Source organism: Sphingomonas sp. (assembly GCF_045810705.1).
Taxonomy (GTDB): domain Bacteria; phylum Pseudomonadota; class Alphaproteobacteria; order Sphingomonadales; family Sphingomonadaceae; genus Sphingomicrobium.
The window spans coordinates 125,162-145,251 of record NZ_JBJMVI010000008.1 but is presented as its reverse complement, the minus strand read 5'-3'; the positions used below and the strand labels follow the sequence as shown (position 1 = coordinate 145,251).

24 protein-coding genes are annotated in these 20,090 nt (G+C 65.0%); 10 read left to right on the top strand and 14 right to left on the bottom strand.

Annotation, left to right across the window (positions count from 1 at the left end; all coding sequences use genetic code 11):
* Window positions 1-3 precede the first annotated feature (3 nt).
* The gene (locus ACJ8FR_RS04125) at window positions 4-453 is read left to right on the top strand and encodes a hypothetical protein (RefSeq protein WP_407827347.1); all 450 of its coding nucleotides are present in this window, start codon (window positions 4-6) and stop codon (window positions 451-453) included.
* A complete protein-coding gene (locus ACJ8FR_RS04120; RefSeq protein WP_407827346.1) occupies window positions 450-857 on the top strand; it encodes a hypothetical protein in 408 nt (135 codons plus the stop codon). The genes ACJ8FR_RS04125 and ACJ8FR_RS04120 overlap by 4 nt, the downstream gene beginning before the upstream one ends.
* A gap of 4 nt (window positions 858-861) precedes the next feature.
* Here ACJ8FR_RS04120 and ACJ8FR_RS04115 read toward each other — a convergent pair whose 3' ends face one another.
* The 5 genes from ACJ8FR_RS04115 to panB all read right to left on the bottom strand — a co-directional run bounded on the left by ACJ8FR_RS04115 (window position 862) and on the right by panB (window position 5,805).
* Window positions 862-1,296, bottom strand: a complete 435-nt coding sequence (locus tag ACJ8FR_RS04115) for an Hpt domain-containing protein (RefSeq protein ID WP_407827345.1) — start codon at window positions 1,294-1,296, stop codon at window positions 862-864.
* Between the two features lie 87 nt (window positions 1,297-1,383).
* On the bottom strand, window positions 1,384-2,739 hold the full coding sequence (der, locus tag ACJ8FR_RS04110) for a ribosome biogenesis GTPase Der (protein WP_407827344.1): 1,356 nt from the start codon (window positions 2,737-2,739) through the stop codon (window positions 1,384-1,386).
* A 39-nt stretch (window positions 2,740-2,778) separates the two neighbouring features.
* A complete protein-coding gene (locus tag ACJ8FR_RS04105; protein WP_407827343.1) occupies window positions 2,779-4,080 on the bottom strand; it encodes a PQQ-binding-like beta-propeller repeat protein in 1,302 nt (433 codons plus the stop codon).
* 40 nt (window positions 4,081-4,120) lie between these two features.
* A complete protein-coding gene (locus tag ACJ8FR_RS04100; protein ID WP_407827342.1) occupies window positions 4,121-4,777 on the bottom strand; it encodes a tetratricopeptide repeat protein in 657 nt (218 codons plus the stop codon).
* 161 nt (window positions 4,778-4,938) lie between these two features.
* Window positions 4,939-5,805 (bottom strand): 3-methyl-2-oxobutanoate hydroxymethyltransferase, encoded by an 867-nt coding sequence (gene panB, locus ACJ8FR_RS04095; RefSeq protein WP_407827341.1) that lies wholly within the window; start codon window positions 5,803-5,805, stop codon window positions 4,939-4,941.
* A gap of 143 nt (window positions 5,806-5,948) precedes the next feature.
* Between panB and ACJ8FR_RS04090 the strand changes: the two genes are divergently transcribed.
* Window positions 5,949-6,122 carry a hypothetical protein gene (locus ACJ8FR_RS04090; protein WP_407827340.1) on the top strand — a complete coding sequence of 58 codons (174 nt, stop codon included), beginning with the start codon at window positions 5,949-5,951 and terminating at the stop codon, window positions 6,120-6,122.
* A 32-nt stretch (window positions 6,123-6,154) separates the two neighbouring features.
* Here the strand turns inward: ACJ8FR_RS04090 and ACJ8FR_RS04085 are convergent, their stop codons facing one another.
* Window positions 6,155-6,592, bottom strand: coding sequence for an RrF2 family transcriptional regulator (locus ACJ8FR_RS04085; RefSeq protein WP_407827339.1), 438 nt, complete (start codon window positions 6,590-6,592; stop codon window positions 6,155-6,157).
* A gap of 134 nt (window positions 6,593-6,726) precedes the next feature.
* On the opposite strand from ACJ8FR_RS04085, the gene ACJ8FR_RS04080 reads away from it, so the two are divergent.
* The 4 genes from ACJ8FR_RS04080 (at window position 6,727) to ACJ8FR_RS04065 (ending at window position 9,848) form a co-directional block, all read left to right on the top strand.
* On the top strand, window positions 6,727-7,020 hold the full coding sequence (locus tag ACJ8FR_RS04080; protein WP_407827338.1) for a hypothetical protein: 294 nt from the start codon (window positions 6,727-6,729) through the stop codon (window positions 7,018-7,020).
* 91 nt (window positions 7,021-7,111) lie between these two features.
* A complete protein-coding gene (locus ACJ8FR_RS04075; RefSeq protein ID WP_407827337.1) occupies window positions 7,112-7,795 on the top strand; it encodes a winged helix-turn-helix domain-containing protein in 684 nt (227 codons plus the stop codon).
* Window positions 7,796-7,813: 18 nt separating this feature from the next.
* Window positions 7,814-9,223 carry a sensor histidine kinase gene (locus tag ACJ8FR_RS04070; RefSeq protein ID WP_407827336.1) on the top strand — a complete coding sequence of 470 codons (1,410 nt, stop codon included), beginning with the start codon at window positions 7,814-7,816 and terminating at the stop codon, window positions 9,221-9,223.
* Between the two features lie 79 nt (window positions 9,224-9,302).
* Window positions 9,303-9,848, top strand: coding sequence for a hypothetical protein (locus tag ACJ8FR_RS04065; protein ID WP_407827335.1), 546 nt, complete (start codon window positions 9,303-9,305; stop codon window positions 9,846-9,848).
* 14 nt (window positions 9,849-9,862) lie between these two features.
* Here the strand turns inward: ACJ8FR_RS04065 and ACJ8FR_RS04060 are convergent, their stop codons facing one another.
* The 3 genes from ACJ8FR_RS04060 to guaA form a co-directional block, all read right to left on the bottom strand.
* Window positions 9,863-10,438, bottom strand: coding sequence for a L,D-transpeptidase family protein (locus ACJ8FR_RS04060; protein WP_407827334.1), 576 nt, complete (start codon window positions 10,436-10,438; stop codon window positions 9,863-9,865).
* A gap of 123 nt (window positions 10,439-10,561) precedes the next feature.
* Complete coding sequence (locus tag ACJ8FR_RS04055) at window positions 10,562-10,927, bottom strand: VOC family protein (RefSeq protein WP_407827415.1); 366 nt, start codon at window positions 10,925-10,927, stop codon at window positions 10,562-10,564.
* A gap of 37 nt (window positions 10,928-10,964) precedes the next feature.
* The gene (gene guaA / locus ACJ8FR_RS04050) at window positions 10,965-12,524 is read right to left on the bottom strand and encodes a glutamine-hydrolyzing GMP synthase (protein ID WP_407827333.1); all 1,560 of its coding nucleotides are present in this window, start codon (window positions 12,522-12,524) and stop codon (window positions 10,965-10,967) included.
* A gap of 91 nt (window positions 12,525-12,615) precedes the next feature.
* Here guaA and ACJ8FR_RS04045 point away from each other — a divergent pair, with 91 nt between their 5' ends.
* On the top strand, window positions 12,616-12,963 hold the full coding sequence (locus ACJ8FR_RS04045; protein WP_407827332.1) for an ArsR/SmtB family transcription factor: 348 nt from the start codon (window positions 12,616-12,618) through the stop codon (window positions 12,961-12,963).
* Entirely contained in the window at window positions 12,956-13,450 is a 495-nt protein-coding gene (locus ACJ8FR_RS04040) for an SRPBCC family protein (RefSeq protein WP_407827331.1), read from the top strand. The genes ACJ8FR_RS04045 and ACJ8FR_RS04040 overlap by 8 nt, the downstream gene beginning before the upstream one ends.
* Before the next feature lie 60 nt (window positions 13,451-13,510).
* Here the strand turns inward: ACJ8FR_RS04040 and ACJ8FR_RS04035 are convergent, their stop codons facing one another.
* The 4 genes from ACJ8FR_RS04035 to ACJ8FR_RS04020 all read right to left on the bottom strand — a co-directional run bounded on the left by ACJ8FR_RS04035 (window position 13,511) and on the right by ACJ8FR_RS04020 (window position 18,134).
* A complete protein-coding gene (locus tag ACJ8FR_RS04035; RefSeq protein WP_407827330.1) occupies window positions 13,511-14,089 on the bottom strand; it encodes a hypothetical protein in 579 nt (192 codons plus the stop codon).
* Window positions 14,090-14,254: 165 nt separating this feature from the next.
* Complete coding sequence (locus tag ACJ8FR_RS04030) at window positions 14,255-16,408, bottom strand: prolyl oligopeptidase family serine peptidase (protein WP_407827329.1); 2,154 nt, start codon at window positions 16,406-16,408, stop codon at window positions 14,255-14,257.
* A gap of 78 nt (window positions 16,409-16,486) precedes the next feature.
* Window positions 16,487-16,906, bottom strand: a complete 420-nt coding sequence (gene rplQ / locus ACJ8FR_RS04025) for a 50S ribosomal protein L17 (RefSeq protein ID WP_407827328.1) — start codon at window positions 16,904-16,906, stop codon at window positions 16,487-16,489.
* Between the two features lie 124 nt (window positions 16,907-17,030).
* Window positions 17,031-18,134, bottom strand: a complete 1,104-nt coding sequence (locus ACJ8FR_RS04020) for a fatty acid desaturase family protein (protein ID WP_407827327.1) — start codon at window positions 18,132-18,134, stop codon at window positions 17,031-17,033.
* 102 nt (window positions 18,135-18,236) lie between these two features.
* Here ACJ8FR_RS04020 and ACJ8FR_RS04015 point away from each other — a divergent pair, with 102 nt between their 5' ends.
* On the top strand, window positions 18,237-19,379 hold the full coding sequence (locus ACJ8FR_RS04015; RefSeq protein ID WP_407827326.1) for an N-acetyltransferase: 1,143 nt from the start codon (window positions 18,237-18,239) through the stop codon (window positions 19,377-19,379).
* Between the two features lie 9 nt (window positions 19,380-19,388).
* On the opposite strand, the gene ACJ8FR_RS04010 is transcribed toward ACJ8FR_RS04015, so the two are convergent.
* Complete coding sequence (locus ACJ8FR_RS04010) at window positions 19,389-20,090, bottom strand: NTP transferase domain-containing protein (RefSeq protein ID WP_407827325.1); 702 nt, start codon at window positions 20,088-20,090, stop codon at window positions 19,389-19,391.

The following is a 20,090-nucleotide window of genomic DNA, read 5'->3' as shown; positions in this document are numbered from 1 at the left end:
AATATGTTCCGACCAATTGCTACCGCGACGGCGATCAGCGGCACGCTCGACATCCTGTTCGCGATGATCCTGACGCTGCTGTTCGGGCGGCAGATCGGGAACATGCTCCGTTTCGTCGGCTCGGGCCCCTTCCCCGCCGCGACCGGCATGGGAACCGCTGGCGCGATCCTCGGCCTCGTCGTCCACTTCGCGTTGATGGCGATCATGGCGACCGTGCTCGTGCTCATCGTTCGTGCGCGCCCGCAACTCGCCGACACGCCGTTGCGCACTGGTCTTGCCTACGGCGTGCTGACCTATTTCGTGATGAACTGGCTGGTGGTGCCGCTGCGCTTCGGGACTCCACTGCCGCCCAAGGCGCTGTCGGTCGCCACGCAACTGTTTGCGCATATCGTCCTGGTCGGCTTGCCGATGTCCTATATCGCGGCGCGTTACGTGAAGCCGCGCGAGCGATGACCGCCGGCTATTCGGGAACGCCGCTCGCGCGGAAGCTGTCGCTGAAAGACGGCATGCGGGTGTGGTGGGATGGAATGCTGGACGGCGTGCGCGAGGAGATCGCGAGCGAAGGGCTGCAGCTTCAACTGATCGGCGCGGCGGCAGCTCCGATCGACGCGGCGCACATCTTCGTCGCAGGACGAACGGACCTCGAATCAAAGCTTCACCATCTCATGCCGCTGCTCGCACCCTCCGGTTTCATCTGGGTCAGTTGGCCGAAGAAAGCGTCGAAAGTCCCGACGGACATCACCGAAGACGTAATCCGCGACGTATGTCTGCCGATGGGACTGGTTGATGTGAAGGTCTGTGCGGTGGACGCGACCTGGTCGGGACTCAAGCTCATGAAGCGAAAGTCCGCGCGCTAGGACGTCAAATGCGCCCGAAGCCCTGGTTGCTGACCTTGCGCCCGAAGCCCGTCGGCGCGGCGCGCTTAAGCAACGGGTTGGTCGCTTTTTCGAATGATTCGACCGTCCGGTTGAACAGCGCCCGCAATTCGACCACCTCGGGCACGAGCTCGTCGGGAAAGCGCCGGCTCTCGACGCAGAAGCGCGCGGTGGTCTCAATCAGCTCGGCGATCTTGGCGATCGGCTCGGCGCCGAGCTGGCGGGCTTCGCCTTTCAGCGTGTGCGACGGTAGGACCAGCGCGGCGGTATTCTCCTCGCGCATCGCCTGTTCGATCTGGGCGATCGACTTGACGCCATCCTCTTTGAAATAGCTGAGGATGCGGATGAAGGCGGGACCGAGTTCGGTCCGGCTCTTCTCGAAGTGCGCCCAATCGACGTCGTCTGGAGCCGCTTCGCTCAAACCCATGCTCCTTTTGCGCCGGATGCTCCGGCAGGTGGTTCACCGCATGGGATAGGTCGAAAAGGGTAAAATTCTCCTTAGCGCCGCCTAGCGATGGCCCCGGTCGAACGGATTGGACCGGCCGCGGAAGTCGAGCCGAACGGGCACCGGACCAAACTTCAGGTCGCGCCGCATCGCGTTCAGCAAATAGCGTCGGTAGCTCTCCGGAATCTCGTCGGTCCGGTTGCCGAACACGACGAAGGTCGGCGGGCGATTCTTGACCTGGGTGATGTAGCGAAGCTTGATCCGCTGTCCCTTGGGCGCGGGCGGAGGGTTGGCCTCGAGCGCCGCTTCGAACCAGCGGTTGAGTTCGCCGGTCGGGACGCGCCGGCTCCACGCCTCCCGCAGGTCGAACGCGACCTTGAGAATCATGTCGATACCCTTGCCCGTCTTGGCCGAGACGGTGAGCAGCGGCACGTCCCTCAGCTGCGCCAGGCCCTCGGCCAGCGCGGCCTTGACGCCGTTGAACAGTGACGAAGCATGCTCCGCCACGTCCCATTTATTGAGGGCAATCACGAGCGCGCGGCCTTCCTCGATCACTTGCGCGGCGATCTTGAGATCTTGCGACTCCAGGCCCCGGGTCGCGTCGAGGAGCAGGACCACGACTTCGGCATAGTCGATCGCGCGCCTGGCATCGGCGGCGGACAGACGCTCGAGCCTATCGTCAACCTTCGCGCGCTTGCGCAAGCCGGCGGTGTCGACGAGGCGGACGGCTCGTCCCTCCCATTCCCATTCGAGGCTGATCGAGTCCCGCGTGATGCCGGCTTCGGGGCCGGTGATCATCCGCTCCTCCCCGAGCATCCGGTTGACGAGGGTCGACTTGCCGGCGTTGGGCCGGCCGACGATGGCGAGCTTGAGGATCGGGTCGCCATCCTCCCCTGCCACATCCTCGTCGGTGACCGCTTCGCGCTCGACCAAGGGCTGAAGCGCCTGGAACAGGTCGGCGATGCCTTCGCCATGCTCGGCGCTGATGGCGACCGGGTCGCCGAGACCGAGGCGATAGGCGTCGAGCGTGCCGCTTTCCCCCGCCTGCGCCTCGGCCTTGTTGGCGACGACGATCACCGGCGTCGATTCGGCGCGCAGCCAGCGGCCGATCTCCTCGTCGAGTGGGGTTAGTCCTTCGCGCGCGTCGATCATGAACAGGGCCGCGTCGGCATCGCGCACCGCCGCTTCGGTCTGCTGGCGCATTCGTCCGGGCAGGCTCGCGGGGTCCTCGTCCTCGAAGCCCGCGGTGTCGATCACGCGGAATTCGAGACCCAGAAGCTTCGCCTCGCCCTCGCGCCGGTCGCGGGTTACGCCCGGACGGTCATCGACCAGCGCCAGGCGCTTGCCGACCAACCGGTTGAACAGGGTCGATTTGCCGACGTTCGGTCGGCCGACGATGGCGACGGTCGGGATCGGCATGGTGGCGGCGATAGCAGTCCCTCTCCCGCAGGGGGAGGGCTAGCGAAGAGCGTGCAGTCGGCCTCTGTCGTCGTAAATGTAGAGCGTCGAGTTGGCGACGACCGGCGGCAGGCTCACCCCCGCACCGATGCTGGTCTGGCTCTGGAACGCCCCGGTCGTGGGATCGACGTAGATCAGGGCGCCGTTCGAACCGGTGACGATCAGCCGTCCGCCAGCGAGCACCGGGCCCGAATAATCGATTTCGCCCTTCTTCGCCTTGGCCTTGTGGAACTGCGGAAGCTGGGTGATCCAGCGGATGTGCCCGTTCTGCCGTGCGACGCAGACCAGCTTGGCTTCGTCGGTCACGACGAAGATCCAGTCGCCCGCGAGCCACGGGGTCGCGATCCCGGCGAGATTAAGCTCCCACTGGCGCTGGCCGGTGATGATGTCGAGCGCGACCATGCGCCCGCCTTGCCCGACCGCGATCACCTGTCCGCTGTCGACAACCGGGTCGGCGTCGATGTCGTTGAGGGTCGAGACGCTGGTGCGGATGCTGGTCCGCTGCAGCGCGTCCTGCCACACTTCGCGCCCGTTCTCGTAACGATAGGCGTTGAGCTCGCCCGACGAGAAGCCGGCGACGACCGTCCCCTGGCCGACGGCGGGCGAGGCCGAGCCGAACACGCCGGCGATCTCAAGCGAAGCCGCCTGCGACCAATTGGTCGAGCCGTCGCTCTCCTTGAGCGAGTAAATCTGGTTGTCCTGGCTCATCACATAGACGGCGTCGTTGCTGACCGTCGGGGCGCCGCGAAGCGGTCCGCCGGGCCGCACTTTCCAGACGATGCCGCCATTGCGCTGGTCGAGCGCGACAACGTAGCCAAGCCCGTTGGTAGCGTAGATGCGCCCCTGGTCATAGGCGATGCCGCCGCCGTACAGCGACTTCTCGCCGCCCCTTTCAGTCGGCGTCTGGCTCGCCCAGACCTGCGCGCCGCTGCGCCCGTCGAAGGCGCGGACGGTGCCGAGCGTGTCGGTCACGTAGACGCGGCCTCCCGCCACGATCGGAGCAGCCGCAAGCCGCGCGGTCAGCGAACTGCCGCGGCCGGCCTGGACCATGAATGCGTTGGCAAGCGCATTGCCGAGCGCAAGCTGACCCATCGACTTGCTCGCATTGCCGCCGGACTGCGTCCACTCGGTGTTTGCGACCGCTTGCGGCAGGCTCATCGGTAGCGTCGCCGTCGCCGGATCGACCGTCACGTCATTCTCGCCCGTCAGCACCGCAATGCGCTGGCCGAGGACAGGCGTGTTGCTCTTCTTGCCCTTCTTCAGCACGGCGCAGCCGCTCGCCGCGAATGTTGCGGCAATCATCAAGGCGACGCGAAAACTCTTCGATCTTGTCATTCTGGTCCTATCGGGCCTGGCTCTGAAGTGCGGCGCCGATATCGACGCCGAAGGATCCGGCGAGCTGAACGGCGCGTTCGCGAATGGTGCCGGGAACGCCCTTGTCCCTGGCGATCGCCGCGAACAGCTGGCCCGCCTCCGCGGACTTGCCCTGCTTGGCAAGCGCCAACGCAGTCATCTCGCCGGCGCTGCCGAACCACGGTTCGCCGGGCTTGGCGAGCGGTTGAAGCCGCGCAATCAGCTCCTGCGGCTGGAGCTGGTCGAATTCCAGCGCCGTTTCGCGGATGAGCGCGGCATCGCGGTAAGGTTGCGGAAGGCCGCTGTCGCCGGCGATGGTCTTGTACGTCGCGATCGCCGTCTTCGTGTCATTCTGCTGCAGCGCCAGCGCCGCCCGCGCGAACAAAGCGGAGCCGCGCACGGCCTTGCTGCCGTCGTTCGACAATTGGTCGAGCTTTTGCGGCGCCTGTGCTGAGTTGCCGGCGCCGATGTCGTTATAGATAGCGGCGAGTTCCTCGACCTGCGCTTCGTGGCGCTGAACCTGATGCTGCCTCCACCAGATGAGGCCGCCGCTCGCGGCAAGGAACAGCACAACCCCGGCAATCAGCCAACTGCCGTAGGCCTTGACGAAGTCGCGCAGCTGGTCGCGACGCAGATTCTCATCCACCTCGCGAACAAAGGTCTCACCAACATCAGGGGGTTGCGCCAAAGTGCCTCAGTCCGCTCGATCGGGGATCCATTCGCCGGCAGTTCCCTTCCCCACCCGGGATTAATGGAAGCTGGCGTCGCATCGTCTAGCGGCTGCCGCGCCAAACGCAAAGGGGGACGCTACTTGGGACGATAGGTTTGATCGGCCGTCGGAAAGCGGCGCGCGCGAACTTCTTCGGCATATGTCGCAGCGGCTTCGCCGATCCTGGAAGCGAGGTCGTCATAGCGCTTCACGAAGCGCGGCGTTCGCTCGAACATGCCGAGCATGTCGTCGGTCACGAGCACCTGGCCGTCGCAGTCCGCCGATGCGCCGATGCCGATCACAGGCGCGCTCACTGCCGCGGTGATGTCGTTGGCGACGCCCTCGAGCACGCCCTCGACGACGATGCAGAAGGCGCCGGCCGCGTCGACCGCCTTGGCATCGCCGAGGATCTTTTCCGCCTCGCGCTTTTCTCGCCCTCGCGCGCCGTAGCCGCCAAGCGTGTTGACCGCCTGCGGAGTCAGGCCGACGTGGCCGATCACGGGGATTCCGCGGTGCGTGAGAAACTCGATGGTCGGCGCCATCACTTCGCCGCCCTCGAGCTTGACCGCTGCGCAACCTGTCTCCTTCATGATCCGGGCCGCGGATTCGAACGCCTGTTGCGGCGATTGCTCGTAGCTGCCGAACGGCATGTCCACCGCGACCAGCGCGTGCCAGCTGCCGCGCACCACAGCGGCACCGTGGGCGCACATCATCTCCATCGTCACCGGGATGGTCGACGGCAGGCCGTAAATGACCTGGCCGAGGCTGTCACCGACCAGAAGCATGTCGCAATGCGGGTCGAGCAGCTGCGCCATCCGCATCGTGTAAGCGGTCAGCATGACGATCGGCTGCTCGGTCGTTCCCTCAGCTTTCCTCGCGCGAATCGCCGGCGCGGTCATCCGCTTTCCCGGAACCGGCGATGGAGTCGCGCGGCTGGTCGAGGTGTCGATGGTGAAGGTCGACATGGCGCGGCTTTCTAACGGTCGAGCGTTACCACCGCCAGTGGGGCCATTACACGTCCGTAACAGCCGGAACCTTCATTGTTGTTCGGACGTCAGGCGGGCAAGTGCGTCGGTCAGCCGGCGTGGACAGAAGATTGGAGACCCAAATGGTCGATCGCCACTACTTTGGCGACCTCGCTTTCGCAGTGCTGCTCGTGCTGCCGCTTGCCGGCCTCGCAAGGGCCCAGCCGGTCAGTCACCACCGGGTCGCTACCCCGCACGCCGTCGACATTCCCTCAGGTGGCGGATCGCCGGAGGGCCGCATCAGCATCCTCGGTTGACGATCAGCTCAGCCGGCCCAAGCCTTTCCGTCTCAATTGCCGCCGTTCAGCCGCTCTTCCCAGCCCGCGCCCTCGGCCAGTGAGATCGAGTCGAGCACGGCCGTGCTCTGGTCGCGAAGGATCGCGAACGCGCGGCGGATGGCGCAAGTCGCCTCGTCCTGGCAATCGCCGCAGGGAGCGTAAAAGTTGACGCTCGCGCAGGACACGAGCGCAATCGGTCCTTCCATCGTGCGGACGACTTCACCGAACGAAATGAGCTCGGCGCTGCGGGCAAGCCTGTAACCGCCCTTGGGACCGCGCGCGCTTTTGACCAGGCCCGCCTTCTTCAAATCGAGCATGATCAGCTCGAGATATTTCGGGGGAACCCGCTGCGTCTCCGCGATGCGGCCGAGCTGGACCGGCGCACCGCTTTGCTCCTCGGCGAGGAACAGCAGGGAGCGCAGCGCGTAGCGGGTCTTCTGGGCGATCATGGCCGCGCCAGCGTAGCGGCGCCACGAGCATGCGCAAAGCTCGATGAACTGCATTTAACCTCGACGCCACGGGCGTGTGAGCCAAGAGCGTCTAGCGCGGCGGCGCTGGCCATCTTTGGAGAGGAGAGAACGCCATGAAAGCACTGATCGGGTCGCTTGCCGGGGTCGCGTTGCTTGCGACGTCGGCATTTGCGCAGACATCGAACACGACCTCATCGACCGGCAGCAAGACGTCCACGAAGACGATGAAGACACGTCCTGCGGCCAAAGAAGGCACTCCCGCCGAGGAGGCGAAGGAGTCGCCGTCGATGGAGGCCAAAGAGAAGGCAGCGGCCGGTCATCACCGGCACCACGCCAAGCATCATGCGAAGAAGAAAATGATGCACAAGTCGATGACCAAGAAGGCAGCCACGACCACGAAGAGCTGAACCGGGCGTACCGTACGGCGCCGCCTAGCTGACTCCCGTGCGGCGCCGTACGGTTACTGCCGGGGGTTCAATCCGGAGTTATGACGAGAGCATGGGCCGAAAGATCCTACTGATCGAGGACGACCGCGAGACCGCGTCCTATCTCGCCAAGGGCCTCGGCCAGGAAGGGCATAGCGTCGAGCAGGCCCCGAACGGCCAGGACGGCCTGTTCCGCGCCACCGACGGCAGCTTCGACCTCATCATCCTCGATCGCATGTTGCCGGGGCTGGACGGGCTTTCGGTGCTCAAGGCGCTTCGTGCCGCACGCATCGAAACGCCGGTCCTGATCCTGTCCGCGCTGGCTTCGGTCGGCGACCGCATCGAAGGCCTCGAGCATGGGTCGGACGATTATCTGGTGAAGCCCTTTTCGTTCGCCGAGCTGCTCGCGCGGGTGAATGCGCTGCTGCGGCGGCGCGAAGCGCGGATGGACCCGGCGGACCACCGGCTAACGGTCGGAGATCTCGAGATCGACCCACTGTCGCGCAGCGTGAGGCGCGCCGGGAAGAAGCTCGATCTCAAGCCGCGCGAGTATCTGCTGCTTGAATATTTCGCCCGAAACGAAGGCCGCGTCGTCACTCGGACGATGCTGCTCGAGCAGGTCTGGGACTATCATTTCGATCCCGGGACCAACGTCATCGACGTCCATGTCAGCCGCTTGCGGCGCAAGCTCGACGAGGGGTTCGAGAAGCCCCTGCTGCACACCGTGAGAGGCGCGGGCTACATGCTCGCCGCCTGAACCGCTAAGGTCGCTCTCGTGTCGACCACGTTCCGCATCGCCCTGCTGGCGGGGCTGCTCGCCCTGATGTCCAACCTCGCGGTCATCGGGTTCATCTATTACCGCACGCATGACGAAGCGGCCGCGACCCTCCACCAACAGGTGATCGAGCAGGGCAAGGTGCTTGCCGACGTTTACCAGTCGGGCGGCAGACCGGCGCTTAACGACGCCCTCCAGGACACGATGACCTATGCCGATCAGCAGACCGCGGTCGCGGTGCTCGGCCGCGACGGCCGCGAAATCACGGGCAACCTCGAGACGCTTCCGGCGAGCGTCCTGCCGTTGCACGAGGGCTATCATAACGCGCTGATTCGACTGCGTGGCCAGACGACGCCGCGCGAGGCTGCGCTCGTCATCCACCGGCTGCCGACCGGTCAATGGCTGGTCAGCGGCCGGATCGCCGGCGAAGGCCTCGCGATCCGCGACACGCTGGAAGGTTCACTGCTCATCGCGCTCATGGTCGCGGGCTTGCTGGGGCTGCTCTGCGGCCTGATCCTCGCCCATTATGTCGGACAGCGGATCGGCGAGATTGCCCGCGTCGCCGACCGGATCAGCGGACGCGACCTCTCGCAGCGCGTTCCCGTCTCCCGCGCCGACGATGCGTTCGACCGCCTCGGCCGGCAGATCAACGCGATGCTGGATCGGATCAGTACGTTGATGGAAGAGCTTCGGCTCCTCACCGACAGCCTCGCCCACGATCTGCGCTCGCCGGTCAGCAGGCTTCGCTCGGCTGCCCATGCGGCCGCCGAGGCGAGCGATCCGGTGGAACAGGAGGAACTCTTCGGGAGTGTCATCCGCCAGGCGGACTCGTTGATGCGTATCCTGACAACCGTCCTCGAAATCAGCCGCTCCGAAGCGCTGACGGGGCGCAAGCAGTTCGCCTGGTTCGACGTCGGCGAACTGGCGGCGGAGCTGGTGGAAATGTACGAGCCCCTCGCCGACGAACGCGGTGCAACCCTCATCTACGACCGTCCCGCCTGGCCTGTGCCGCTGTACGGCCACCGGCAGCTGCTCGCGCAGGCGATCAGCAACCTCCTCGAGAATGCGATTCGTTACGGCACCTCCGGCGGAGAGATCCGGGTCAGGGTCGAGCCCAACGAGCGCAACATCCGCGTCGAAGTGGCCGACCGCGGCCCCGGCATTCCCGCCGACCGCCGCGACGAGGCGCGCCGCCGTTTCGGCCGCCTCGACACCAGCCGCTCGGACGAAGGCGCGGGCCTCGGCCTGGCCCTCGCCGAATCGATCGCTCACCTCCACAACGGTCAGCTGACGCTGGCCGATAACACACCGGGCCTTCTAACCACCCTGACGCTTCCGGTTCACTCTAGCCGCACGCACGAGGCGACTGAGCCGGCGGTGCGACCAATGCCCGCGACAAGCGACAATTAACGCATCTCCCATCCCGCTCGTTCGTTCTATTGCCGGGCGGACGTGCCCCGACGAAATTCAATGCCAGGGAGACATGGCAATGGCACAACACGGCTATCTTCGTGAATATGACGAGGGCTCGGACCTCGGCGACGACCGCGACAATCGGCGCGACAGTGACGGTGACCGGAACTTCATGCTCGGCGACCGCGATGCCTTCCGCTCGCGCGATCAAGCGCCGAGCCATTACGGCCGCGAACACGGATATGGCGGTTTCCAGGGCGATTATAGCCGCAGCGGACGCGAGCAAGGCGGATTTGGCGGGTCGACCGACCGGGGCCGTTCGCCGCCCACCTTCCGAAGCCGCCAGGACGATCATTACCGGAGCTGGCGCGACCGCCAGATCGAGGCACTCGACCGCGATTATGCCGATTATTGCCGCGAGCGCGAGCAGCAGTTCCATCAGGATTTCGACACATGGCGGAGCCTGCGCCGCGGGAACAATCCCGGACCGCTGATCACCGGAATGACGCAGACCGGTCAGTCGCACGATCCAAGCGGAACCCTCGAACTGATAAACGAGGCGACGGATAATGCAGAACCGAACGTCGACCCGATGGATTCCGCGACGCTCGGAACGAACTGAGTTCGCGAGCGCCGCTAGCCCTCGATGACGACCTTGGTGCCGATCCTGGTCACGCCGTAGAGCTTCTGGGCGAACTTCATCGGCAGGCGCATGCAGCCGTGGCTCGCCGGATAGCCGGGGTTCACGCCGCCGTGGAAGGCGATGCCGTAATCGTCGATCCGCTGCATGAATGGCATCGGGGCGTTGTCGTATTTCTTGGAGCGATAGAAGGGCCGCTTCTCGAGGATCGTCCAATAGCCGAAGGGCGTGATGTGCCCGGTCTTGGCGCTCGACATGCTCGATGCGCCGAGGAGTTTTTCGCCGCGATAGACGTAGGCCATCTGAGTCAGCAGATCGACGACGATGCGCGGGTCGCCGTCCTTCGGAACTGCTGCTGCCCACAGATATTCGCCCGGCTTGAGGCCGACCCTGCCAAATTCCGCGACCATGTCCTTATGCGCCTGCGGCGCGTTGCCGACGGTCCAGTGGTAGGGAATTCCGGTCGACGCCGGCGCGGCCACGCTGCTCGCCGCGCGCATGGAGGCCGGTCCGGTCTGGCACCCGGCCAACGCCGCAGCCACGATCGCAGGAAACCATTTGTACTTGTTCACTTCGCCCTCGCTCGCCAGTCGCGTCCGAACAGCAAGAATAGTGGCGCGGAGTCAAGCCAGCGTTAACGGCAAGTTGCTGTTAAGCGGCGAAAATCGGCCGCTCATCAGCGCTGAGCCCAATTCCTAAGAGGCTATCGGGTCCGGCCAGCTATTGGCGTTGCCGGCGAATCCCTCGCGTTGCACGCGTACGACGCAAAAGCGCTGCCCGCTCGGGGCGCGCATCACGACCCAACGCTCCATCCGAGTGTCGACCGTCGCGCCGAGCCTTTCCAGGCGCGCGACCTCGGCAGGGATATCATCGGTCTCGATGTCGAGGTGAATTCGACTTTCGTGGTCAACGCGCTGAACCTGGACGCTGATCTGGTCCGGCCGGTCCGCGAGCATCACGTAATCGCCGCGCGTGCCGGGATGATCCGGGTTGACTGGGCGGCCGAGCGCCTCGGCCCAGAACCGCGCGGCGGCGCCGATGTCGTCGACCTTGCAGTCGATCAGGATGCCGTTGATGCGCGAGCGATGCGTCAGGGTGTCACTCCCACTCGATCGTGCCGGGCGGCTTCGACGTATAATCGTAGACCACGCGGTTGATGCCGTTGACCTCGTTGACGATGCGGGTCGCGACGCGGCTGAGGAAGGCGGCGTCGAACGGATAAACGTCGGCCGTCATGCCATCCACGCTGGTGACCGCGCGCAGGCCGCAGACAAAATCGTAGGTTCGGTAGTCGCCCATCACGCCAACGGTGCGCACCGGCAGCAGCACCGCGAACGCCTGCCAGATCGCATCGTAGAGGCCGGCGTTGCGGATCTCCTCGAGGTAGACGGTGTCGGCCTTGCGCAGGATGTCGCACTTCTCGCGGGTGACCTCGCCGGGGATGCGGATCGCGAGACCGGGACCCGGAAACGGGTGCCGCTGGACGAACGCCTCGGGCAAGCCCAGCTCGCGGCCGAGCTCGCGCACCTCGTCCTTGAACAGCTCCCGCAGCGGCTCGACCAGCTTCATGTTCATGCGCTCGGGCAATCCGCCGACGTTGTGGTGGCTCTTGATCGTCACCGATGGCCCGCCGGTGAAACTGACGCTCTCGATCACGTCTGGGTAGAGCGTCCCCTGGGCGAGGAAGTCGGCGCCGCCGATCTTCTTCGCCTCGGCTTCGAACACGTTGATGAACTCGGCGCCGATGAATTTGCGCTTGGCTTCGGGGTCGGTGACGCCTTCGAGACCGGCTAGGAAGTCGGCGCTCGCATCAACGTGGACCAGCGGGATGTTGTAGCTGTTGCGGAACAGCGAGACGACCTGCTCGGCTTCGCCCTGGCGCATCAGCCCATGGTCGACGAACACGCAGGTCAGCTGCTCGCCGATCGCCTCGTGGATCAGCACCGCCGCGACCGCGCTGTCGACCCCGCCCGACAGGCCGCAGATCACCTTCCCCTTGCCGACCTGCCCGCGGATCTCGGCAATCTTCCCGTCCTTGAAGCTCGCCATGGTCCAGTCGCCGGCGCAGCCGCACACGTGCCGCACGAAATTGGCGAGCAATTTGCCGCCATCGGGCGTGTGGACGACTTCCGGGTGGAACATCAGGCTGTAGCGCTTCGCCTGTTCGTTGGTGGCGATCGCGAAGGGCGCGCCTTCCGACCGCGCGACCACCTCGAACTCCGGCGCGAGGCTTTCCACGCGGTCGCCGTGGCTCATCCAAACCTGGTGCTTCTCGCCGACGTTCCACAGGCCGTCGAACAACGCCGACGGCGACACGATCTCGATGAACGCGCGGCCGAATTCGCGCTGGTCGGAAGCGACCACCTTGCCGCCGAGCTGCTGGTGAAGCGCCTGCTGGCCGTAGCAGATGCCGAGCAGCGGCACGCCGCTGTCGAACATGACCTGCGGTGCGCGCGGGCTTTCCGCTTCGGTCACCGAGGCCGGCCCGCCGGACAAGATCACGCCCTTGGGCTGGAGCCGGTCGAACGCCTCTTCCGCGGCATTGAACGGCGCGATCTCCGAATAGACGCCAGCCTCGCGGATGCGGCGCGCGATCAGCTGCGTCACCTGGCTCCCGAAGTCGATAATCAGGATGGATTCGGTGGGCTGGACCGTCATGTCGGGCCGATAGGGAGCATCGCGCCGCGAGTAAAGTTAAGCCTATGCTTAAGTGTCTTGACGTCGCCCTGACGAGCTAATACTTAAGCTTATGGTTAACGAATCATCGCAACTCGATCGGGCTTTCCAGGCGCTGTCTGACCCCGTCCGCCGCGGAATGCTCGCGCAGCTTTCGCGCGGCCCGGCCTCGGTGTCGCAACTGGCGAAGCCGTTCAGCATCAGCCTTCCCGCGATCCTCCAGCACCTCAAAGCCCTCGAGGAAAGTGGGTTGGCGAGGTCGGAAAAGAAGGGCCGCGTGCGGACCGTGCGCCTGGAGCCGCAAGCGCTTTCCGACGCCGAATCCTGGATCGTCAAGCGCCGCACCGAATGGGAAGCGCAGCTCGACCGCTTCGAGAATTACCTGCAAGCACTGAAACCGAACGGAGATGATAATGGCTGACGGAAATGACCTGCTGCTCGAACGCACTCTCGATGCGCCACGAGACCTGGTGTGGAAGGCATGGACCAGTCCCGAGCATATCAAGCGTTGGTGGGCGCCGCGGCCTTACGAAACGCCGGAATGCGAGATCGAGCTTCGGCCCGGCGGCAAATTTCATACCCGCATGACGGGGCCGGACGGCTTCGATTACAGCGGCACCGCTTGCGTGCTCGAAGTCGTGCCGGGTGAGCGGATCGTCTGGTCGAGCACCATGAAGGGCGGCTACCGGCCCAACGAGTTCACCGACGACGGCTGCAACGGCTTCCCGTTCACCGCGATCCACACCTTCGCCGACGCGGGCGGAGGCAAGACGCGCTACACAGCGACGGTTCTCCACGCGAACGCGAAGGACCGCGACGCGCATGCCGCCATGGGCTTCGACGAAGGCTGGGCGACCTGCGCCGAGCAAATGTCCGAAGTCGCGCGCGAGCTTGCCGCCAACGCCTAAACGAAATGCGCCGGAGTCTTTCGACCCCGGCGCATCCGTTCGATAGCTGATGACCAGCGCTTAGTAGCGGCGGTAGCCGTACTGCGAATAATCATAATTGTTATTGGGCGCGTAGCCGTAATTGGAGCCGTAGTTCATCTGCGCGCGGTCGATGTTCACATCGCTGACGAAGCCGCGGTAATCGACCTTGCACCGCCACGTGAGGTCGACTTGCCCCTGTCCGCCATAAGCCGATCCGTAACGGCCGCTGCTGGCGACGCCGCGAACGGTCAATCCGCCGTTGCCGCGCGGCTCGACCCGGCTGATGCCGAGCACCCGCGCGCCGCCGCCGTTTTGATACCCATTGTAGCCGTAGCCGTTATAGCCATAGCCGCCGCTCAGGCGCTGCTGCACGGCAGCCGCGCACTGGTTGACCGCAACCTGGCTGTTCGCGCCATAATTGCCGTAGCCATTGCCGTAGCCGCCGCCGAGCACCTGGTTCAGCACCTGCCCGATGGCATTGCCGCCGTACGGGTCGCCATAACCGTAACCGTAGCCGGGATTGCCGTACCCCGGATAATATTGCGCCGTTGCGGGCGCCGCAGTGGCGAGGGCCGCAATCGCGATGCCGCCCGCCAGAATTTTCGTGATTGCCCTCATGACCCTAACTCCCTGCACTTCCTCGTTCCCAAGCCGCCGGTGAAACGCACGGCGGCCCAGTTCGGATTTATGGTCACGGCGTTGCACCAGCCCTGAACCGCTTGTTTGCTGCGGTTCAGCCGTCAGTCGGCGAGCGGTTCGGGTCCGACGAATCGCCGGCGTCGTTCAGCGCGCCTGCTCGAGCCCGGTGAAATGGCCGAGGAACGCGTAGACGTCCGAATATTCATCGATGATCTTGGTGATCGGCTTGCCGCTGCCGTGACCGGCGCGGGTTTCGATCCGCACCAGGTGCGGCGCCGCGCCGGCGTCCGGCAAGCTCTGCAGCTTCGCCATATATTTGAACGTGTGGCCAGGCACGACGCGGTCGTCGGTATCGGCGGTCACCGCGATTAGCGGGGGATAGGCCCGGCCGCCCTTGATGTTGTGATAGGGCGAATAGGTCAGCAGTGTCTTGAAATCGGCCTGCCGGTCGGGATGGCCATAGTCGTCGACCCAGTAGCGCCCGGCGGTGAACTTATCGAAGCGCAACATGTCCATCACCCCAACGCCAGGGCTGACGGCGTCGAACAAATCTGGGCGCTGGTTGGTCACCGCGCCGACCAGCAGGCCGCCATTCGAACGTCCGATCGCCGAAAGCCCATGCGGCGCGGCGATGCCGCTGGCCTTCAGATATTCGCCCGCTGCAATGAAGTCGTCGAACACGTTCTGCTTGTGCGCGAGGCGCCCAGCATCGTGCCAGGCGTTGCCATACTCCGCACCACCGCGAAGGTTCGCTGCCGCATAGACGCCGCCGTGCTCGACCCAGGCGATATTCGCGGCGCTGAAGCTTGGCGTCAGCGAGATGTTGAACCCGCCATAGCCGTACAGCATCGTCGGTGCGGGGCCGCTCGTGCCCTTCTTGCGCACCACGAACATCGGGACGCGGGTGCCGTCCTTCGAAGTATAGAACCTTTGCTCGACCGTGATCGTGTCGGGATCGAAGGTCAGCTTGGGCGCGGCCCACTCCGTCGCGCGGCCGCTCGCCGCGTCATAGCGGTAAATGGTCGTCGGCCGATTGAAGCTGGTGAAGGCGAAGAAGGTCTCGGGATCGGAGTCCTTGCCGTTGAAACCGGAAACCGAGCCGATGCCCGGAAGCGCGATGGTCGAGAGCCGGTGGCCGTCGACGCCGTACACGCGCACTTCGTTCTTTGCATCGACGAGGTAGGCGGCAATCAGCTTGCCGCCGATCAGGTTGACGCCATCGAGCGCCTCCTTCGCTTCGGGAATGACGGGGGACGGCGTAGCGCCCGCCCGGCCAACGTCGAGCGCGACGACCTGCTTCAGCGGCGCGCCCTTGTCGGTCGAGAAGAAGAACCGGCTGCCTTCGTTGCCGGCGTAATTCCACTGGTTCTTAAGACCGGTGAACAGCGCCACCGGACGCGAGCCGGGCTTGCGAAGATCGATGACGTGGACGTCATTTTCGTCGCCGGCGAGACTCGTCGAGATCACCAGCCAATGACCGTCGTCGCTGACTTGCGCGTAGTGGCTGAGCTTGGGATTGGCCGGCGTCGCATAGACCAGCCGGTCGGCCGCCTGCTTGGTACCCAGACGATGGAAATAGACCTTGTGGTTGAGCGTCGCGTTCTGGAACGTCGCCTTGGCCGCTGGCGCCGGGTAGCGCGAATAATAGAAGCCGCGGCCGTCCTTCGCCCAGCTGACGTTGCCGCCATATTTGAGCCACTTGAGCTCGTCGGGAAGGATCTTGCCCGTCGCGACGTCCATCAGCTTGACGGTGCGCCAGTCGGTGCCGCCGTCCTGGATCGCATAAGCCAGCAGCTTGCCGTCTTCGCTCGGGGTCCATTCGGCGAGCGCCGTCGCGCCGTCCTTCGACCAACCGTTGGGGTCGATCAGCTCGCGCGGCTGACCGTTCAGGCCTTCGCGCACATACAGCACGGACTGGTTCTGAAGGCCCGTGTTGCGCGTGTAGAAGTAGCGGGCGCCCTTTTTGTCCGGGACGCCGAAGCGCTCGTAATTGTAGAGCGCGGTCATGCGCTGCTTGAACCAATCGCGCAGCGGGAGCGTCTTCAGGAAGCCCTCGGTCACCTGGTTCTCGGCATCGACCCAAGTCCTCACTTCCGGATCGTTGCGGACATCGTTCTCGAGCCAGCGATAAGGGTCAGCGACGGGCACGCCGAATTGTGCCTCGACGAGGTCGACGCGGCGGGCTTGGGGATAGCTAATCGCAGCGGCGGCTTGAGCCGCCTGAGCGCGCGCGCTCATTGGCAGGTTCATCAGCGACACACTCGACAGCAAGACGACGGCCAGAACATTGCGGCGCATGGACTCCCTCCCCAAAAACAAAAAGACGCGGCCACCTGCTAGCGGCCGCGCCCTGAATTTCACCTGACAGCCAATGGCTTAGGCTGCCTCGAACTGTTCCTCATTCATCACCGGGCCCGAGTCCTGCCCCTTGGCGGAAACGTCGCGGTCGACGAACTCGATCACGGCGATGGGCGAGGCGTCGGAGATTCGGATGCCGGCCTTGATGACGCGGATGTAGCCGCCATCGCGGTTCGCGTAGCGCGGCGCTATCACATCAAACAATTTGTTGAGCTGCGCGTCATCCATCAGCCGCGACTGCGCGAGCCTGCGGTTCGAGAGCCCGCCGTGCTTGGCGAGCGTCACCAGCTTCTCGACGTAAGGGCGAAGCTCCTTCGCCTTGGCGGTGGTGGTGGTGATCTGCTCGTGCTTGATCAGCGCGGCCGCCATGTTGCGGAACAGGGCCGCGCGGTGGCTGGAGGTGCGCTGAAGCTTACGGCCGCCGACGCGATGGCGCATGGGTCTTGTCCTTCCGTTCGTCAGGGGTCCGTATCAGGTAACCCCGGCCACGCAGCTCTTTAGGGCGGCTGCGCTTAGCCCAAATGACAACGGCGAGCTGCTCAGCCCGCCGGACGCCGAGCGCTCAAGCGGATTTGCGGCGGTTCGTCAAGGTTTGCGCAGCCAGGCGTGCGACCAATGCAGAAAGATGGCGGTGCGTCGAAACGTGGTAAACCGAACCGGTATCGAGGCCGCGGCAGAGGCGCCGATGCGCCTCGCCGAGGTTATGATACGGCACGCCCGGCAGCAAGTGGTGCAGCGCGTGGTAGCGCAAACCCACCGGCGCCCATAGCGCGGGCAGCGTGGCCGGCGGCGGTACGTTGACGCTGTCGAGGAACTGGGCGGTGACGCTCATCGGTTCGCCGCCATTCTCCCACAAATGCGCGACCAGCGTGCGGACCTGATTGAGGAACATCACTCCGGAAGCGACACCGAGGAAGATGAGGAAGTCGCGCAACGGGATGACTCCGGTCGCGACCATAACGATCAGCGCAATTGCCCAGACGCTGCACGCCGTCTCCTGCCACGCCCAGTCGCGCGCGAACTGGTCCTCGGGCTTCGGCCGGACGAACTTCGGATTGATTTGGAGTCCCGAGTACCGGCCGACGACGACGCGCCGAAGCTTCGGCGACAGCATCGACAGCGGCGCAAGAATGCCGAAGCGGATCAGCATGCCGATCGGCGCCAGCGCCGCGGCGATCAGGAACAGGGGAAGCGTCCACGGCTTCATCAACGCGAGCGGCAGATATTCGGGATCGTCGACCGTCCCGTAATAGCGTTTCGCATGATGCTGGTTGTGGACGCCTTCGTACATGAAGCTCGGCACCATCAGCGGCACGCCGATGATCAGGTTCCAGGTAAAGCGAAAACCCCTGACCGCGCCTTTCTTGATGTGGGTCAGCTCATGGATGAACGAGCCCGCGCGGTAGAGCGCGAGGACGGCGACTAGACCACACCCCGCTGCAAGCCAGGTTGGCTGGACCGCCACCGCCCCGAACAACGCGGCATAGCCGAGCAATGCCGACCCGAGCATGTCGGCCCAGTAAATCGCCGAGCTCGGGGCGTTGAGGTCGCGCGTCAGGTTTGCCGCGGCCTTGAGCATCGCCGCATCGTCCTTGCCGCGCGCCGTCGCCGGCTGAAGTTCAGCCGTGGGGATGCGCTTGCGCTCAAGGGTCGCTGTCTTCGTCATAGGTCGTTGGTGAGAGCCTCGTTTGGCAGGAGATAGTGGCGGGACTTGGGCGTCTCAAGCTTAACTGGCGCTTGGCGCGTCCAGCCGCTAGCTCGTCGCCGCATGAGCAGTACGCCCCTGACCGTCCGCCCCGTCCAGACGAAAAAGGACAGGAAGTCCTTCGTCGATCTCGCCTGGGAAGTCTACAAGGACGACCCCGCATGGGTGCCGCCGCTGAAGGACGAGGTCCACGGCCTGATCACGCCGGGCAAGAACCCGTGGTTCGAGCATGCCCGCGCCCAGCTCTGGCTGGCCGAGCGGGGCGGCAAGGTAGTCGGGCGCATCAGCGCGCAGGTCGACGAGCTGGTCCAGCAGCACATGGGCCAGGGCACCGGCCAATGGGGAATGTTCGAGGTACTCGATGGCGAAGCTGCCGCAGTGCTGATCGCGACTGCGGAGCAGTGGCTCCGCGCCCAGGGCATGACCCGCGCGCTCGGCCCCATCAGCCTGTCCATCTGGGATGAGCCGGGGTTGGAGATCGAGGGATTCGACGAACCGCCAACCGCCATGATGGGGCACCACAGGCCCGAATATCAGGCGTGGATCGAAGCGGCCGGCCATCACAAGGCCAAAGACCTCCTCACCTACGAGCTCGACATCACCCATTGGGAAGATCCCAAGATCGACCGCCTGATCGCGATGGGCGAGCGCAACCCCCACCTCCGGATCCGCATGGTCGACAAATCGCGGTTCGACGAAGAGGCGCGCGTGATCCTCAACCTGCTCAACGACGCCTGGTCAAGCAACTGGGGCTATGTCCCGCTGACCGAGGCGGAGATCAAATATGCGGGCAAGAAGCTCAAGCCGATCATCTTCAACGAGCTCGTCCGCGTCGCCGAAGTCGACGGCGAGCCGGTCGCCTTCATGCTGACCATCCCCGACATCAACGAACTGATCAGGGACCTCAACGGGGAACTGTTCCCGTTCAATTTCATCAAGCTGCTGTGGCGCCTGCGCAAGCCGCGCACGCGGCGGTTGCGCGTGCCGCTGATGGGCGTCGCCAAGAAGCTCCATCACAGCCGGCTGGCGAGCCAGCTCGCCTTCATGATGATCGAATATACGCGCCGAGACGCGACAAAGAAGTACGGCGCGACGCACGGCGAGTTCGGCTGGATCCTCGAGGACAATAAGGGAATGCTGTCGATCGCCCAGCTGCCCGGCGCGGCGGTCAACCACCGCTATCGGATTTACGAGAAGGCGCTGTAGCTCGACGCGCTAACTACCGGTGACCCAGCGCTCGGCTTTTTCCAGTGCCGCCTGGTCATCCACGTCGATCCACATGAGGTCGCCGCAGTCGACCGTCAGCGCAATTCCCTCGCCCGCGAGAACGCGCATCCCTTCCGTCAGCGACGGGGATTCCAGGCTGCCAAGCGCCGCGAACAGGGCAGGCCCGATGGCAAATATCCCAGTATCGAAACAGTCGTAGGGAACCAGGCCTTTGCCGATCGCGACAATTCGATCGCTTACGGTCTGCACCCGCGTAACGTCGTCGATGTCGACGCAGCCATTGTCAATGCGGCGGTCGACGCCGAGCCGCGAGCCGGTGGATGCTCCCGCCTCCGCGACGAGGCGATAGAGGGCCGGGTCCACCAGATGGTCGCACATCGCGAGCAGCGCTTCTTCCGCCCCAACCAGCGGCTCGGCGGCGAGGACCGATGTGCCGTTCGGGCTGCGATAATCCTTGGTTTGTACTGTTTCGACGGCGAGCGGCCAGGGTCGCGCCGCGATGTGCGCGGCGACTTGATCGGCGCCATAACCGACGACGACCACGGCCCGCTTCATGCCCGCCGCCGCCAAGCCCTGGAGCGCATGCGCAAGCAGCGAGCGTCCCGCCACCTCGCACAGCGGTTTGAGCGGGGCGGCAGATCGCAAGCGGCTGCCCTCCCCTGCGGCGAGCAGGATTGCGGTGGAAATCAT

Excerpts from the sequence above, each read along its gene's own strand:
- ACJ8FR_RS04040 (WP_407827331.1), top strand. The coding sequence starts at position 12,956 with ATGGCTGACGGAAATGACCTGCTGCTCGAACGCACTCTCGATGCGCCA.
- ACJ8FR_RS04010 (WP_407827325.1), bottom strand. The coding sequence starts at position 20,090 with ATGATTTCCACCGCAATCCTGCTCGCCGCAGGGGAGGGCAGCCGCTTG.
- guaA (WP_407827333.1), bottom strand. The coding sequence starts at position 12,524 with ATGACGGTCCAGCCCACCGAATCCATCCTGATTATCGACTTCGGGAGC.
- ACJ8FR_RS04020 (WP_407827327.1), bottom strand. The coding sequence starts at position 18,134 with ATGACGAAGACAGCGACCCTTGAGCGCAAGCGCATCCCCACGGCTGAA.
- ACJ8FR_RS04080 (WP_407827338.1), top strand. The coding sequence starts at position 6,727 with ATGAAAGCACTGATCGGGTCGCTTGCCGGGGTCGCGTTGCTTGCGACG.
- rplQ (WP_407827328.1), bottom strand. The coding sequence starts at position 16,906 with ATGCGCCATCGCGTCGGCGGCCGTAAGCTTCAGCGCACCTCCAGCCAC.
- ACJ8FR_RS04075 (WP_407827337.1), top strand. The coding sequence starts at position 7,112 with ATGGGCCGAAAGATCCTACTGATCGAGGACGACCGCGAGACCGCGTCC.
- ACJ8FR_RS04105 (WP_407827343.1), bottom strand. The coding sequence starts at position 4,080 with ATGATTGCCGCAACATTCGCGGCGAGCGGCTGCGCCGTGCTGAAGAAG.
- der (WP_407827344.1), bottom strand. The coding sequence starts at position 2,739 with ATGCCGATCCCGACCGTCGCCATCGTCGGCCGACCGAACGTCGGCAAA.
- ACJ8FR_RS04035 (WP_407827330.1), bottom strand. The coding sequence starts at position 14,089 with ATGAGGGCAATCACGAAAATTCTGGCGGGCGGCATCGCGATTGCGGCC.
- ACJ8FR_RS04015 (WP_407827326.1), top strand. The coding sequence starts at position 18,237 with ATGAGCAGTACGCCCCTGACCGTCCGCCCCGTCCAGACGAAAAAGGAC.
- ACJ8FR_RS04120 (WP_407827346.1), top strand. The coding sequence starts at position 450 with ATGACCGCCGGCTATTCGGGAACGCCGCTCGCGCGGAAGCTGTCGCTG.
- panB (WP_407827341.1), bottom strand. The coding sequence starts at position 5,805 with ATGTCGACCTTCACCATCGACACCTCGACCAGCCGCGCGACTCCATCG.
- ACJ8FR_RS04065 (WP_407827335.1), top strand. The coding sequence starts at position 9,303 with ATGGCACAACACGGCTATCTTCGTGAATATGACGAGGGCTCGGACCTC.
- ACJ8FR_RS04045 (WP_407827332.1), top strand. The coding sequence starts at position 12,616 with ATGGTTAACGAATCATCGCAACTCGATCGGGCTTTCCAGGCGCTGTCT.
- ACJ8FR_RS04030 (WP_407827329.1), bottom strand. The coding sequence starts at position 16,408 with ATGCGCCGCAATGTTCTGGCCGTCGTCTTGCTGTCGAGTGTGTCGCTG.
- ACJ8FR_RS04125 (WP_407827347.1), top strand. The coding sequence starts at position 4 with ATGTTCCGACCAATTGCTACCGCGACGGCGATCAGCGGCACGCTCGAC.
- ACJ8FR_RS04085 (WP_407827339.1), bottom strand. The coding sequence starts at position 6,592 with ATGATCGCCCAGAAGACCCGCTACGCGCTGCGCTCCCTGCTGTTCCTC.
- ACJ8FR_RS04090 (WP_407827340.1), top strand. The coding sequence starts at position 5,949 with ATGGTCGATCGCCACTACTTTGGCGACCTCGCTTTCGCAGTGCTGCTC.